Source organism: Nocardioides koreensis (assembly GCF_039531775.1).
Taxonomy (GTDB): Bacteria; Actinomycetota; Actinomycetes; order Propionibacteriales; family Nocardioidaceae; genus Nocardioides; species Nocardioides koreensis.
Map to the genome: position 1 here is coordinate 1 of NZ_BAAAQR010000004.1, position 13,804 is coordinate 13,804.

At 71.5% G+C, this 13,804-nt stretch carries 13 protein-coding genes and 1 rRNA gene; 7 read left to right on the forward strand and 7 right to left on the reverse strand.

The window, feature by feature from the left end; genetic code table 11:
• Window positions 1-10 precede the first annotated feature (10 nt).
• From rrf to ABD268_RS08030, 5 genes are all read left to right on the forward strand, one after another.
• Window positions 11-127: ribosomal RNA gene (gene rrf / locus ABD268_RS08010) — 5S ribosomal RNA — on the forward strand.
• Between the two features lie 74 nt (window positions 128-201).
• Window positions 202-1,143 carry a tetratricopeptide repeat protein gene (locus tag ABD268_RS08015; RefSeq protein ID WP_344149879.1) on the forward strand — a complete coding sequence of 314 codons (942 nt, stop codon included), beginning with the start codon at window positions 202-204 and terminating at the stop codon, window positions 1,141-1,143.
• Window positions 1,144-1,282: 139 nt separating this feature from the next.
• Entirely contained in the window at window positions 1,283-2,125 is an 843-nt protein-coding gene (locus ABD268_RS08020; RefSeq protein WP_344149881.1) for a PP2C family protein-serine/threonine phosphatase, read from the forward strand.
• 20 nt (window positions 2,126-2,145) lie between these two features.
• Window positions 2,146-3,072: an alpha/beta fold hydrolase gene (locus tag ABD268_RS08025; protein WP_344149883.1), complete on the forward strand. Its 927-nt coding sequence runs from the start codon at window positions 2,146-2,148 to the stop codon at window positions 3,070-3,072.
• Between the two features lie 125 nt (window positions 3,073-3,197).
• Window positions 3,198-3,731: a DUF3145 domain-containing protein gene (locus ABD268_RS08030; RefSeq protein ID WP_344149885.1), complete on the forward strand. Its 534-nt coding sequence runs from the start codon at window positions 3,198-3,200 to the stop codon at window positions 3,729-3,731.
• Window positions 3,732-3,748: 17 nt separating this feature from the next.
• Here the strand turns inward: ABD268_RS08030 and ABD268_RS08035 are convergent, their stop codons facing one another.
• The 6 genes from ABD268_RS08035 to ABD268_RS08060 all read right to left on the reverse strand — a co-directional run bounded on the left by ABD268_RS08035 (window position 3,749) and on the right by ABD268_RS08060 (window position 9,120).
• A complete protein-coding gene (locus ABD268_RS08035; protein ID WP_344149887.1) occupies window positions 3,749-4,153 on the reverse strand; it encodes a hypothetical protein in 405 nt (134 codons plus the stop codon).
• A 102-nt stretch (window positions 4,154-4,255) separates the two neighbouring features.
• Entirely contained in the window at window positions 4,256-5,506 is a 1,251-nt protein-coding gene (fabF, locus tag ABD268_RS08040) for a beta-ketoacyl-ACP synthase II (RefSeq protein ID WP_344149889.1), read from the reverse strand.
• A gap of 89 nt (window positions 5,507-5,595) precedes the next feature.
• Complete coding sequence (locus ABD268_RS08045) at window positions 5,596-5,841, reverse strand: acyl carrier protein (protein WP_185255099.1); 246 nt, start codon at window positions 5,839-5,841, stop codon at window positions 5,596-5,598.
• Between the two features lie 60 nt (window positions 5,842-5,901).
• On the reverse strand, window positions 5,902-6,903 hold the full coding sequence (locus tag ABD268_RS08050) for a beta-ketoacyl-ACP synthase III (protein WP_344149893.1): 1,002 nt from the start codon (window positions 6,901-6,903) through the stop codon (window positions 5,902-5,904).
• Window positions 6,903-7,823 (reverse strand): ACP S-malonyltransferase, encoded by a 921-nt coding sequence (locus ABD268_RS08055; RefSeq protein WP_344149895.1) that lies wholly within the window; start codon window positions 7,821-7,823, stop codon window positions 6,903-6,905. Before ABD268_RS08055 ends, ABD268_RS08050 begins: the two co-directional genes overlap by 1 nt.
• An 88-nt stretch (window positions 7,824-7,911) precedes the next feature.
• Complete coding sequence (locus ABD268_RS08060; RefSeq protein ID WP_344149897.1) at window positions 7,912-9,120, reverse strand: PucR family transcriptional regulator; 1,209 nt, start codon at window positions 9,118-9,120, stop codon at window positions 7,912-7,914.
• Between the two features lie 146 nt (window positions 9,121-9,266).
• Between ABD268_RS08060 and ABD268_RS08065 the strand changes: the two genes are divergently transcribed.
• Window positions 9,267-10,217 (forward strand): alpha/beta fold hydrolase, encoded by a 951-nt coding sequence (locus tag ABD268_RS08065; protein ID WP_344149899.1) that lies wholly within the window; start codon window positions 9,267-9,269, stop codon window positions 10,215-10,217.
• Between the two features lie 144 nt (window positions 10,218-10,361).
• Here the strand turns inward: ABD268_RS08065 and aceE are convergent, their stop codons facing one another.
• Window positions 10,362-13,094, reverse strand: coding sequence for a pyruvate dehydrogenase (acetyl-transferring), homodimeric type (gene aceE, locus ABD268_RS08070; RefSeq protein ID WP_344150665.1), 2,733 nt, complete (start codon window positions 13,092-13,094; stop codon window positions 10,362-10,364).
• Window positions 13,095-13,354: 260 nt separating this feature from the next.
• Here aceE and ABD268_RS08075 point away from each other — a divergent pair, with 260 nt between their 5' ends.
• Entirely contained in the window at window positions 13,355-13,798 is a 444-nt protein-coding gene (locus ABD268_RS08075; protein WP_344149901.1) for a DUF3052 domain-containing protein, read from the forward strand.
• Window positions 13,799-13,804: the final 6 nt, after the last annotated feature.

Genomic DNA, 13,804 nt, shown 5'->3' on the forward strand with positions numbered 1-13,804 from the left:
CCGCCAGAGTTACGGCGGCCATAGCGAAAGGGAAACACCCGGTCCCATCCCGAACCCGGAAGTTAAGCCTTTCAGCGCCGATGGTACTGCAACCGCGAGGCTGTGGGAGAGTAGGACGCCGCCGGACCTACACTACGTAGAGGCCACCGCAAGGTGGCCTCTACGCTATTTACGAGAAGAATCCTGGAGAGGTGTGAAGTCGTGGCCGATGACCGTCGCAGCAAGCGTCCCGCTCGCGATGGAGGTCGCGCGTCGGGCCCTCGTCGTGAGGGCAGCGGGCCCTCGTCGTCCCGGTCCCGCGACGACCGTCCGGCCCGCGGTGACCGGACCGAGCGCCCGGAGCGCACCGACCGCAAGGGTGGAGGGCGACCCGAGCGCGGGGGCAAGTCCGGTGACCGCCCGGGGCGCAAGAACGACTGGAAGCGTCCCGCCGAGAAGCAGGTCGACCGCAGCGCCGAGCAGGCCAAGTACGACGGCCCCGACCTGCCCGAGGAGATCACCGGCCGGGAGCTCGACCGGTCGGTGACCGCCCAGCTCAAGGGACTGCCCGAGAAGCTGGCCGCCCGCGTGGCCCGGCACCTGGCCGCGGCCGGGATGCTGGTCGACGAGGACCCGGAGACCGCCTACCAGCACACGCTGGCCGCACGTGCCCGCGCGCCCCGGCTGGCCGTGGTGCGCGAGGCGACCGGGGAGGCCGCCTACGCCGCCGGGCACTACGCCGAGGCCCTGGCCGAGCTGCGTGCCGCCAAGCGGATGAACGGTGCCACCGACTACCTGCCGATCATGGCGGACTGCCACCGCGCGCTGGGTCAGCCCGACCAGGCGTTGAAGCTGGCCAAGAGCCCCTCGGTGGTGAACTTCGCGCCCGAGGCGAAGGCCGAGATGACCATCGTCGAGGCGGGTGCCCGGCGCGACCTCGGACAGGTCGACGCCGCACTGCGCACCCTCGAGCTGGCTCCGCTGACCTCCAAGACCCGCGCCTCCTGGGTGGTCCGGCTCCGGTACGCCTACGCCGACACCCTCGAGGCCGCCGGCCGGGAGACCGACGCCCTCGCGTGGTTCCACCGGACGCACGCCATCGACGCGGACGAGATCACGGACGCCGCCGAGCGGGCCGAGCAGCTCGAGCGTCGCCAGGGCTGAGCTCCGGTTTTCCCACCCGCGAAGGATTGAGAACGCCGCCGCCGGGGCAGGCTGCCGGGCAGCTCGCACTCGCGTGGGGGTTGACCCGTGCTGTTCGGCGGGGGTCTACTGCCTTTCAGTCCGCAGGAAAGGGACGTTGATGCTGCGATTCTCGGGAGCAGGTGTCAGCGACGTCGGTCGGGTGCGTGAGCACAACGAGGACTCGGCCTTCGTGGCCCCCTACGTCGCGCTCGTGGCCGACGGGGTCGGGGGAGCGGCGGCCGGTGAGGTGGCCTCGGCGACCACGGCGTACGTCGTCTCGGCCACGGCGCTGACCAGGTTCGGCGAGCGGCTGGAGCCCCTTGTCGTGGACGCCGTCGCTGCGGCGCGCGCCAGCCTGGTCCACGGCGTCCGCATGGACGAGTCCCGCGAGGGGATGGCGACCACCCTGTCCGTGGTCCTGTGCGACGGGGCGCGCGTCGTGCTCGGGCACGTGGGCGACTCCCGCGTCTACCTGCTGCGCGACGGTGGGCTGCGCCAGGTCTCCCGGGACCACACCTACGTCCAGCAGATGCAGGACACCGGTCAGCTCACTGCGCAGGAGGCTGCCTCGCACCCGTGGCGGAACGTGGTGCTGCGCTCGCTCGACGGAGATCCCGGGTCGGACCCGCACGACATCGACGTCGTCGAGCTCGACGTCCGCGAGGGTGACCGGCTGCTGCTGTGCAGTGACGGGCTCACCGACCTCGTCGAGGACGCGCGAATCGCGGAGGTGCTGCGTCTGGAGGACCCGCACTCCGCCGCCGCGGTGCTGACCCAGTCGGCGCTCGTGGCCGGCGGCCGCGACAACGTGACCTGCGTCGTGCTCGACGTGATCGAGGGGCCGCTGGTGGTGGGTGACGGCCGCCTGCTCGGAGCGGTCCAGGAGGCCGCCAACATCGTCGACCCCGCCGCGGTGCACCTGCCGGACGCCGCGGACCCGGCGCCCCGCTCGCCCGTGTAACTGCGTGTCACACTTCGGCCATGACGAACGTGAGGCGTCCCGCTCTCGAGGGCACGGTCGCGGTGCGGGACGACCGGCGGCTGAGCTTCGCCGAGTACGGCTCGCGCCGCGGGCCGGCCATCATCTGGATGCACGGCACCCCGGGCGCCCGCCGGCAGATCCCGCTCGAGGCACGCGCCTACGCTGAGCGGCACGAGGTGCGGATCATCGGGATCGACCGTCCCGGAATCGGCTCCTCGACGCCGTACCTCTACCCGAACATCCTCGACTGGACCGCCGACCTCGAGATCCTGCTCGACACGCTGGCCATCGACACCGTCCGCCTCGTCGGCCTGTCCGGCGGCGGCCCCTACGTGCTGGCCGCAGGGGCTGCGTTGCCGGAGCGCGTGCACGGGGTCGGGGTCCTCGGCGGGGTCGCGCCCACGCGCGGGGCCGACGCGGCGGCCGGCGGCATCATCCAGCTTGCCGTCCGGCTCGCCCCGCTGCTCGCCGGTGCCCGGGTGCCCCTGGGGGTGGCGCTGACCGCCGCGATCCGCCTGGTCCGGCCGCTGGCCGGGACCGGTCTCGACCTGTACGCCGCCGTGCAGCCGCCGGGGGACAGGACCCTGCTGGCGCGTCCGGAGTTCAAGGCGATGTTCCTCGACGACCTGCTCAACGGCAGTCGCTTCCAGACCTCGGCGCCGCTGAGCGACCTGGTGCTGTTCACCCGCGACTGGGGCTTCTCGGCGGCGGAGGTCCGGGTCCCGGTGCGGTGGTGGCACGGGGACGACGACCACATCGTGCCCTTCGCGCACGGCCGGCACATGGTCGACCGGCTCCCGGACGCGACGCTGACCGTGATCGACGGGGAGAGCCACCTCGGCGGGCTGGCGATCGCCGAGCAGGTGATCGGGACGCTGCTCGAGCTCGGACCCCGCCGGGCCGGCGCCTCGCCGTCCACGGGCTGATTCGTCGAATTGCTGGTGCTCACGCGCAACATGCGCCACAATGGTCCTACAACTTACAACTGTGTCACTCGGCACCTTCAATCTCCACTGAGAGACCGCTGGGGAAGGCGTATCTCGCGCCGGAGATGAAGGAGGTCACGGTGACCGCACGCACTGCCACCCGCACCGCGACGAGGGGCGTCCTGTACGTCCACTCAGCGCCGTCAGCGCTGTGCCCGCACATCGAGTGGGCCGTCGGCGGTGTCCTTGGCACGCCCGTGAGCCTGGACTGGACGCCACAACCGGCCCAGGCCGGCACCTACCGCGCCGAGCTCTCGTGGGCCGGCGAGGCGGGTTCTGCTGCCGCCGTGGCCTCGGCCCTGCGCGGCTGGAACCACCTGCGCTTCGAGATCACCGAGGAGCCGACCACGGCCTCCGAGGGAGCGCGCTACTCCTTCACCCCCGAGCTGGGCGTCTACCACGCCGTGACCGGGCTGCACGGCGACATCATGATCCCCGAGGACCGGCTGAAGGCCGCCGTGGTCAAGGCCGCGCTCGGCGACACCACGCTGCTGGTCGAGATCGACAAGCTGCTGGGCAAGCCCTGGGACGACGAGCTCGAGACCTTCCGGCACGCCGGCGACGGCGCTCCGGTGCGCTGGCTGCACCAGGTGGTCTAGGCCTCCGCCGGCCCTCGTCAGGGCCGGGAGAGACGGAAGTGCGAGGGGTCGAGCCAGGCCTTGTGCTCGTCGTAGCCGTCGTACCAGGACAGCTTGGCCTTGATGGTGAACCGTCCGGCACGAGTGCTGTAGCGGCAGAAGCGGAACCTGCCGTGCCCGCGCTTGGGGTCCGAGTCGGAGATGAACGCCCCGGACGCGATCTTCTTGCCTCGCGGATCGACGAGGAACGTCTCCAGCACCCAGTCATCGGTGGGAGGCCGCACGCGGTAGTGGTAGCGGTAGTTGTGGCACCCGTTGCGCAGGGTGCGGTCCGGCGCTCCGGTGTGGCCGTACGACGCCGCCTGGGCGACCGAGGGGCCGGCCACCACCAACATCCCGCCGAGGATCGCGGTGAGCAGGGCGAGGATCGCCGGGCGTTGCATGGAGTCCCTCCGAGTGGGTGTGACGGTCGTCTCGGGTACAACGCCGGGGCCGCGAAGTCGTTACGCCGGCCCCGGCGTCGCCCGGTCACCCGGAGGGGTTCGTCAGACGCTGCCGAACGCCACCGCGACGTTGGCCCCGCCGAACCCGAAGGAGTTGTTCAGCGCGGCGATGTCGCCCTGCGGCAGGTCGCGCGCCTTCGTGGCGATGTCGAGCTCGACCTGCGGGTCGAGGTCGTCGAGGTTGATCGTCGGGGGCGCGACGCGGTGGTGGATCGCGAGCACCGTCGCGATCGACTCCAGGGCGCCGGCGCCGCCGAGCAGGTGTCCGGTCATCGACTTGGTGCTGGTGACCACGACGTCGTCGGCGTGCTTGCCGAGCGTCGCGTGGATCATCAGGCCCTCGGCGATGTCGCCCTGCGGGGTCGAGGTGGCGTGGGCGTTGATGTGCGCGATGTCGCCGGGCTCGATCTCGGCCTCGGCCAGGGCCCGGACGATGGCGCGGGCGCCGCCGCGGCCGGCCGGGTCGGGCTGGGCGATGTCGTGGGAGTCGGCGGTGATGCCGGCGCCGAGCACCTCGGCGTAGATGCGGGCACCGCGGGCCTGGGCGTGCTCCAGCGACTCGAGCACGAGCACGCCGGCGCCCTCGCCGAGGACGAAGCCGTCGCGACCCGTGTCCCACGGGCGGGACACCGTGGTCGGGTCACCGGGGTTCTTGGAGAGCGCCATCATGTTCGCGAAGGCGGCCATGGGCAGCGGGTGGATCGCGGCCTCGGTGCCGCCGGCCACGACCACGTCGGCGCGGCCGAGGCGGATCTGGTCGAGCGCGAGCGCCACACCCTCGTTGCCGGAGGCACACGCGGACACCGGGGTGTTCACCGCGGCGCGGGCGCCGATGTAGAGGCTGATGTTGGCGGCCGGAGCGTTCGGCATCAGCATCGGGACCGCCAGCGGCGAGACCCGGCGGGGGCCCTTCTCCTTGAGGATGTCGTAGTTGGCGAGGAGCGTGTTGACGCCGCCGATGCCGGAAGCCATGGCGACCCCGACCCGGTCGCCGTCTAGGTCGCCGGCCTCCTGGAGGGCGTCGAGCCCGGAGTCGCGCCAGGCCTCCATCGCCGCGACCATCGCGAACTGGGAGGAGCGGTCGAGCCGGCGGGCCTTGACCCGCTCGAGGACCTCGGTCGGCTCGACGGCCACCCGGCCGGCGATCTTGACCGGCATCTCCTCGACCCAGTCCTCGGTGAGCTGGCGGATGCCGGAACGACCGTTCACGAGTGCGTCCCAGGTGCTGGCAACGTCTCCTCCGACGGGGCTGGTGGTCCCGAGTCCGGTCACGACGACTCTTGTGCGGCTCATCTCATCCTCAGATCTGGTGTGCTGCTGCGGGCGCCGGCCCCACGTCGTGGGGGTGCCGGCGCCCGCGGGAACGGGCGGAACGGCTGGGGTCAGCCCTGGGCGCGCTCGATGAACGCGACGGCGTCGCCTACGGTCTTGAGGTTCTTCACCTCGTCGTCGGGAATGGAGACGCCGAACTTCTCCTCAGCGGCCACGACGACCTCGACCATGGACAGCGAGTCGACGTCGAGGTCGTCCACGAAGGACTTGTCGAGCTGGACGTCGTCGGCGTCGATGCCCGCGACCTCGTTGACGATGTCGGCGAGGTCGGCGCGGATCTCTTCGGTGGTGGCCATCTGGTGTGGTTCCTCTCGGTGGTTGGTTGCAGGGGGTGGTGCGTTCGGGGGTGGTGCAGCTCAGGGGACGGTGACGACCTGGGCGGCGTACGACAGGCCGGCGCCGAAGGCGATCAGCAGCGCGGTGTCGCCGCTGCGGGCCTCGCCCTCGGCGATCATCCGGTCCAGGGCGAGCGGGATCGAGGCCGCGGAGGTGTTGCCCTGCTCGGCGATGTCGCGGGCGATGCGGACCCGCTCGGGGAGCTTCATGGAGCGAGCCATCGCGTCGATGATGCGCATGTTGGCCTGGTGCGGGACGAACACGTCGAGCTCGTCGATGCCGATCCCGGCGCGGTCGAGCGCCTGCTGGCCGATCTTCGCCATGGCGAAGGACGCCCAGCGGAAGACCGGGTTGCCCTGCATCATCAGGTGGGGCATCACCGGTTCGCCGGAGGCGATGACGTCGCGCCAGTCCTCGCGCTGCCGGATCAGGTCGAACTGCTCGCCGTCCGATCCCCACACGACCGGGCCGATGCCCGGCGTGTCGCTGGGACCGACGACCGCGGCGCCGGCGCCGTCGGCGAAGATGAACGCCGTCCCGCGGTCGCCCACGTCGGTGAGGTCGGAGAGCCGCTCGACCCCGATCACCAGCACGTGTCCGGCGCTGCCCGCACGGACGAAGTCAGCGGCCATCGACACGCCGTGGCAGAAGCCCGCGCAGGCGGCCGAGATGTCGAAGGCGGCCGCCTGGTCGGTGCCGAGCTCGTGCGCGATCGCGGTGGCGACGGCGGGCGTCTGGAGCATGTGGCTGACGGTGGCGACCACCACGCAGTCGATCTGGCGGGCGTCGATGCCGGCGCTCGCCAGGGCCTTGCGCGAGGCCTCGACGGCCATCAGCTGCACGGTCTCCTCGGGCGTGGCCCAGCGCCGCTGCTTGATGCCGGAGCGCTGCTGGATCCACTCGTCGCTGGAGTCGATCGCCTCGACGATGTCGGCGTTCGGGATGACCCGAGACGGGCGGTAGGCACCGATGCCGAGGATGGCGGCGTGGGGGGCGCCCTGGGGGGACTGGAAGGCGGCCATCAGGACACTCCCTCTCCGTGCTCGTGGCAGAAGGCACGGGCGTCGTCGAGCTGGTCGGGGGACTTGAGGGCGAAGGTCTCGACCCCCTTGAGGTTGCGCTTGGCGATGCCGGTGAGGACGCCCGCCGGCGGCAGCTCGAGGATCCCGGTGACGCCGAGCTCTCGCATGGTCTCCATGCACAGGTCCCAGCGGACCGGGTTGGCGATCTGGCCGACGATCCGGCTCAGCACCTCGGCGCCGTCGCGGACGACCTGGCCGTCCCGGTTGGAGATCACCGGGGTGACCGGGTCGCTGGGCGACATGTCGGCCGCGACCTTCTCGAGGTGGCCCACGGCCGGTGCCATGTGCTCGGTGTGGAACGCCCCGGCGACGCTGAGCGCGGTCAGCCGGGCCTTCGCCGGCGGCTCCTCGGCCAGCGCCGCGAGCTGGTCGCGGGTGCCGGCAGCGACGATCTGACCGGGGCCGTTGTCGTTGGCGGGCGTGAGCCCGTGCTTCTCGAGGGCGGCGAGGACCTCGGTGCGGTCGCCCCCGAGCACGGCGGTCATCCCCGTCGGAGCGGCCGCGGCGGCCTCGGCCATCGCGTTGCCGCGCTCGCGGACCAGCACCATCGCCTCCTCGGCGGTGACGGCTCCCGCGGCTGCGGCCGCGGCCAGCTCACCGACGCTGTGCCCCGAGAGCGCCCCGACGTCGCCGGCGGCCAGCAGCTCGAACGCCGCCAGCCCGGTGGCGACCAGCAGCGGCTGGGCGATCTTCGTGTCGCGGATCGTCTCGGCGTCGGCCTCGGTGCCGTAGTGGGCCAGGTCGAGCCCTGCGGCCTTCGAGAGCGACGAGAAGCGCGGCGCGAAGGCCTGGTCCTCCAGCCAGGGCTGCAGGAATCCAGGCGTCTGGGCGCCTTGGCCGGGAGCGACGATGACGAGCACGTGTTCCACTCTGCCGTGCCCCCGGGCCCGTCCTCGCCTCAGCCGCGCACGAATCTCTCGGGTGGTTCTTTGTAGGGTTCCTACAATCTCAGGCGGAGGCGTGGGGCTCCTCCCCGCGTCCGGACTGACGGCCGAGCACGAGGGCGATCTCGAGCGTGAACGCGTCGCGGGCCTGGGCCGGGGCATAACCGGTCAGGTCGGCGACCTGGCGCAGCCGGTAGCGCACGGTGTTGGCGTGCACGAAGAGGGCGCGTGCCGTGGCCTCGATCGAGGCGCCGTGGTGGAAGTACGCCGCCAGCGTCTCGATCAGGGTGCCGCGGGCCCGGACCAGGGGGAGGTAGATCTCCTCGACCAGGTGCCGCCGGGCGTGGCCGTCGCCGGCCAGCGCCCGCTCCGGCAGCAGCTCGCTGCTGCGCACGGGACGCGGCGCGTCCGGCCAGCCGGCCGCGGAGCGGTGCGCGGAGAGGGCCGCGCGGGCGGAGACGTGTGCCCGGCCGAGGTCCTCGGCGACCGGGCCCACCACCACCGGGCCCTCGCCGAACAGGTGCACCACCGACTCGGCGGCCGCCCGGGAGTCCGACACCCCGCCCAGGACCACCACCAGCCGCTCGCCCTGCACGGCGCACAGCGCGTCCATGCCCGCCGACCGCGCGCTGCGACGTACCTCCTCGAAGAGGTCGGTCTCGGTGCGCTGTGCCGGGACCGAGCCCAGCACGACGGTGACGTCGCCCCGGGCGGTCCAGCCGAGCGCGCTGGCCCGCGAGAGCAGGGTCTCGTCTGCTTCCGAGCGGAGCACGGCGTCGACGACCAGGGCCTCCAGGCGGGCGTCCCAGGCGCCGCGGAGCTCGGCGGCACGGGCGTAGACCTCGGCCGTGGCGAAGGCGACCTCGCGGGCGTAGCGGAGCACCGCGGCGTGCACCTCGGTGGCGTCCGCGGGGTCGACGATCTCGTCGATGTTGCTCTCGACCACCTCGATGGAGAGGCGGACCAGGTCCACCGTCTGCTGGAGGTTGATCACTCCGGCCAGCGCCCGCGGTGCGGCGCCGAACACCGACGCGGCCACGGCGCTGCCGCTCTCGTCGGGTCGACCGGCCTCGCTGCGGTACCAGTCCACGAAGCCGCGGATGCCGGCCTGGACGATGAGCCCGACCCAGGAGCGGTCCTCCGCGCTGAGCTCGCGGAACCACGGCATGCCGGTCTCCATCCGGGCCATCGCGGCCGTGCTGAGCGCGCCCGTGGAGCGCTGCAGCGCATCGGCTGCCCGCCCGCTCGGCTCGACTGCTCTGGTCGGAGGCACGGACCGACCCTAGTGGACCCCCGTTTGAGGCCGCGGAAATCGGGGAACACCCCCATGGAACAAGGGGGTTTCTCGGCCGGAAGCGGAACAAGTTCTGGTTGAATCACACGCCTACGCCCCGGCTGCGGGGCAGCCAGGAGGTTCCGTTGTCCGGGACGGCCCACGAGGTCCAGTACGTCACGCTCCACGGCCATCGCCGTGCCTACGTGAAGGCCGGTCAGGGCCCTGTGGTGCTCCTGCTCCACGGGCTGGGCTGTGACCACACCACGTGGGCGCCGGTGATCGACTCCCTGGCCAAGCGGTACACCGTGATCGCGCCCGACATGCTGGGCCACGGGCTCTCCGACAAGCCGCGCGCGGACTACAGCGTGGGCGGCTACGCCAACGGCATGCGGGACCTGCTGACCGTGCTGGGTATCGACAGGGCCACCGTGATCGGCCACAGCTTCGGGGGCGGGGTGGCCATGCAGTTCGCCTACCAGTTCCCCGAGCGCACCGAGCGGCTGATGCTGGTCGCCTCCGGTGGCCTCGGCCCGGAGGTGTCGCCGGCCATCCGGGCCATCACCACGCCCGGGTTCCACCAGGTCATGGGCGTGCTGACGCTGCCGGGGGTCCGGCACGTCGGCAAGGCCGGGATGCGCGCGCTGGCCGGGGCCCCCTGCAAGCACACCCGGGACCTCGACGAGGTCGCCGAGATCTTCGACTCCTTCAAGGACCCGCACGCGCGCCACGCGATCCGGCACGTCGTGCGGGCGGTGGTCGACTGGCACGGCCAGATCGTGACCATGGCCGACCGGGCCTACCTCACCGAGGAGATGCCGATGGCGGTGGTGTGGGGCCGCGACGACAAGGTGATCCCGGTGCGACACGCCAGCAACGCCGCCGCGCTGGCGCCGTACGCCCGGGTCGAGGTGATCCCGAACGCCGGGCACTTCCCGCACAAGGACCACCCGCACAGGTTCGCCAAGATCGTGCACGAGTTCATCCGCTCGACCCAGCCCGCGCGCTACAGCCGGGCCCGGTTCCGCAACCTGCTGAAGAACGGCCGGGCCGGCGTCGGGCCGACCGCGACCGTCACCGCACTTCCCAGCGCCTGATCCGGACGAAAGCAGGGGCGGTGACCATCACGGTCACCGCCCTGCTTTCGTCTCACCGGGTCTCGACACGCGCGGCCGCGACTTCGTTCCTCAGTCGCGCGCGCTACTCGACCACCGTCATCCGAGCCGCTGACGCGTCTCGGATCAGGCGTCTCCGCCCTCCTGCTTGACGCCGGCGACGGCGGTCGGGTCGTCGATGCGGTACTGCGCGAAGGCCTTCTCGACCTTCTCCCGCTCGATCTGACCCGCGTCGGCGAGCGCCTGGAGCGCCTGCACGACCACCGACTGGGCGTCGATGTGGAAGAAGCGCCGCGCGGCCGGCCGGGTGTCGGCGAAGCCGAACCCGTCGGCGCCCAGCACCCGGTAGTCGCCCGGCACCCAGCGTGCGATCTGCAGGGGCACGGCCCGCATGTAGTCCGACACCGCCACGACCGGGCCCTCGACGTCGGCGAGCTTGTCGGCGACGTACGCGGTCCGGGCCTGCTCGCCCGGGTGGAGGAGGTTCCACTCCTCGGCCGCGGACGCGTCGCGCGCCAGCTCGTTCCACGAGGTCACCGACCAGGTGTCGGCCTGGACGCCCCACTCCTCGGCGAGGATGCGGGCGGCGTCCTTGACCCACGGGAAACCGACGCCGGAGGCGAGCAGCTGCACGCGCGGGCCCTCGCCGTCGGCGGTCGAGACGTGGTGGATGCCCTTGAGGATGCCCTCGACGTCCACGCCCTCGGGCTCGGCCGGCTGGGAGACCGGCTCGTTGTAGACGGTGAGGTAGAAGATGACGTTCTCCGCGTCCTCGCCGTACATGCGCTCGAGACCGCTCTGCATGATGTGGCTGATCTCGTAGGCGAACGCCGGGTCGTAGTGCACGACCGCCGGGTTGGTCGCCGCGATCAGGGGCGAGTGCCCGTCGGCGTGCTGGAGGCCCTCACCCGTGAGCGTGGTCCGCCCCGCGGTGGCGCCGATGAGGAAGCCCCGTGCGAGCTGGTCGGCCATCGCCCAGATCGAGTCGCCGGTCCGCTGGAACCCGAACATCGAGTAGAAGATGTAGAACGGGATCATGTGCTCGCCGTGCGTGGAGTACGCCGAGCCGGCCGCGGTCGCGGAGGCCATCGCGCCGGCCTCCGAGATGCCCTCGTGGAGCATCTGGCCCTGGGCCGATTCCTTGTAGGAAAGCAACATGTTGCGGTCGACCGACTCGTACTGCTGACCGGCCGGGTTGTAGACCTTGGCGCTCGGGAACATCGCGTCCATGCCGAACGTGCGGTACTCGTCGGGCGCGATCGGCACGATGCGCTTGCCGATCTCGGGGTCCTTCATCCAGTCCTTGAGCAGGCGCACCACGGCCATCGTCGTGGCGATGGAGTTCTTGCCCGAGCCCTGCTTGAGCTCGGCGTACACCTTCTCGCCGGGCAGCTTGAGGTTCTTGGCCCGCACCACCCGCCGGGGGACCGAGCCGCCGAGCGCGTCGCGGCGCTCCTTCATGTACTCGATCTCGGGAGCGTTCTCGCCCGGGTGGAAGAACGGCGCGGCGCCGGTCTCCTCGTAGGAGCGCTCGAGGTCGCGGTCGGAGATCGGCAGGTAGAGGCGATCCCGGAACTTCTTGAGGTCGTCCTGGGTCAGCTTCTTCATCTGGTGCGTGGCGTTCTTGCCCTCGAGGGCGTCGATCGTCCAGCCCTTGATGGTCTTGGCCAGGATCACGGTCGGCTGGCCGACGTGCTTGCTGGCCGCGTCGAACGCGGCGTACACCTTGCGGTAGTCGTGACCACCGCGCGGCAGCTTGCGGATCTGGTCGTCGGACATGTGCTCGACCATCTTCCGCAGGCGCGGGTCGCCGCCGAAGAAGCTGTCGCGGATGTAGTCGCCGCTCTCGACCGAGTAGGTCTGGAAGGCGCCGTCAGGGGTGGAGTTCATCTTGTTGACGAGCGCGCCGTCGACGTCGCGGGCCAGCAGCTGGTCCCACTCGCGACCCCAGACGACCTTGATGACGTTCCAGCCGGCGCCGCGGAACGTCGACTCCAGCTCCTGGATGATCTTGCCGTTGCCGCGGACCGGGCCGTCGAGCTGCTGGAGGTTGCAGTTGATGACCCAGGTGAGGTTGTCCAGCTCCTCGCGGGCGGCGACCCCGATGGCGCCGAGCGACTCGGGCTCCGCCATCTCGCCGTCACCGAGGAAGGCCCAGACGTTCTGCTGGCTGGTGTCCTTGATGCCGCGGTTGTGGAGGTACCGGTTGAACCGGGCCTGGTAGATGGAGTTGATGCCGGTCAGGCCCATGGAGACCGTCGGGAACTCCCAGAAGTCCGACATCAGGCGGGGGTGGGGGTAGGACGGGAGGCCGGCGTGCGCCCCGTGCTGCACCTCCTGGCGGAAGCGGTAGAGCTGCTCCTCGGTGAGCCGGCCCTCGAGGAAGGCGCGGGCGTAGACACCGGGGGAGGCGTGGCCCTGGATGTAGATCTGGTCGCCGCCGCCGGGGTGGTCCTTGCCGCGGAAGAAGTGGTTGAAGCCGACCTCGTAGAGGCTGGCCGACGACTGGTACGTCGCGATGTGCCCGCCGACCTCGAGGCCCTTGCGGTTGGCGCTGGAGACCATGACGGCGGCGTTCCACCGGATGAACGCGCGGATCCGGCGCTCGGCCTCCTCGTCCCCGGGGAACCACGGCTCGCGCTCGGGCGGGATCGTGTTGATGTAGTCGGTGCTGCGCAGCGCGGGCACGCCGACCTGGGTCTGACGCGCGCGCTCGAGGAGGCGCAGCATGACGTAGCGGGCGCGCTCGCGGCCACGCTCGTCGAGGAGCGAGTCGAAGGAGTCGATCCAGTCCTGCGTCTCGTCGGGGTCGATGTCGGGCAGCTGGGTGGGCAGTCCCTCGTGGATCACGGACGGGATGGAGCCGCTCCGTTGGGTGTCGGAGCCAGTGCCTGAACCAGTGATGGAGTCTTCGGTCACGGTCTCATCGTTGCACGCGTCTGGACCACGCAAAATTTACCCGGCGGTAGGTCTGTCACGCGGGCGGCGAGGCGGTCCGCCGTACCCCACTGTTGGGACACGGGTTGCGCAGGGGAGTGAACTCCGCTGGACTACTCCACACCTTGTAGAAGGTGCCGCCCGGGAGCCGGACGGCAGGACAGACGCGGATGGAGGAGCCAGTGAGTGCGACCGCGGGTGGCGGGTCCACCCAGACAGACGGACCTGCTGCCGGTCCTGCGGACCGGTTGGGCCTCAAGCCCGGCATGGTGATCCAGGAGCTGGGCTGGGACAACGACACCGACGACGCACTCCGTGTCGCCATCGAGGACCGCATCGACGCCGACATGGTCGACGGCGACTACGGGAACGTGGTCGACGCCGTGCTGCTGTGGTGGCGCTCGGAGGACGGCGACCTCGTCGACGGCCTCGTCGACGCGCTGACCGACCTCGTGGGCGGGGGTGCGATCTGGCTGCTGACCCCCAAGGTCGGCCGCCCGAACTCCGTCGACGCCGCCGACATCGCCGAGGCGGCCCCGATCGCCGGGCTCGCCCAGACGACCACGGCGGCGGTCAGCAAGGACTGGTCGGCGACCCGCCTGGTCGCCCCCAAGACACCGGCCTGACGCCCC

What these genes read in the sequence shown, in the direction of transcription:
- ABD268_RS08025 (WP_344149883.1), top strand. Translation starts at nt 2,146, where the DNA reads ATGACGAACGTGAGGCGTCCCGCTCTCGAGGGCACGGTCGCGGTGCGG.
- ABD268_RS08030 (WP_344149885.1), top strand. Translation starts at nt 3,198, where the DNA reads ATGAAGGAGGTCACGGTGACCGCACGCACTGCCACCCGCACCGCGACG.
- ABD268_RS08035 (WP_344149887.1), bottom strand. Translation starts at nt 4,153, where the DNA reads ATGCAACGCCCGGCGATCCTCGCCCTGCTCACCGCGATCCTCGGCGGG.
- ABD268_RS08020 (WP_344149881.1), top strand. Translation starts at nt 1,283, where the DNA reads ATGCTGCGATTCTCGGGAGCAGGTGTCAGCGACGTCGGTCGGGTGCGT.
- ABD268_RS08045 (WP_185255099.1), bottom strand. Translation starts at nt 5,841, where the DNA reads ATGGCCACCACCGAAGAGATCCGCGCCGACCTCGCCGACATCGTCAAC.
- ABD268_RS08050 (WP_344149893.1), bottom strand. Translation starts at nt 6,903, where the DNA reads ATGGCCGCCTTCCAGTCCCCCCAGGGCGCCCCCCACGCCGCCATCCTC.
- fabF (WP_344149889.1), bottom strand. Translation starts at nt 5,506, where the DNA reads ATGAGCCGCACAAGAGTCGTCGTGACCGGACTCGGGACCACCAGCCCC.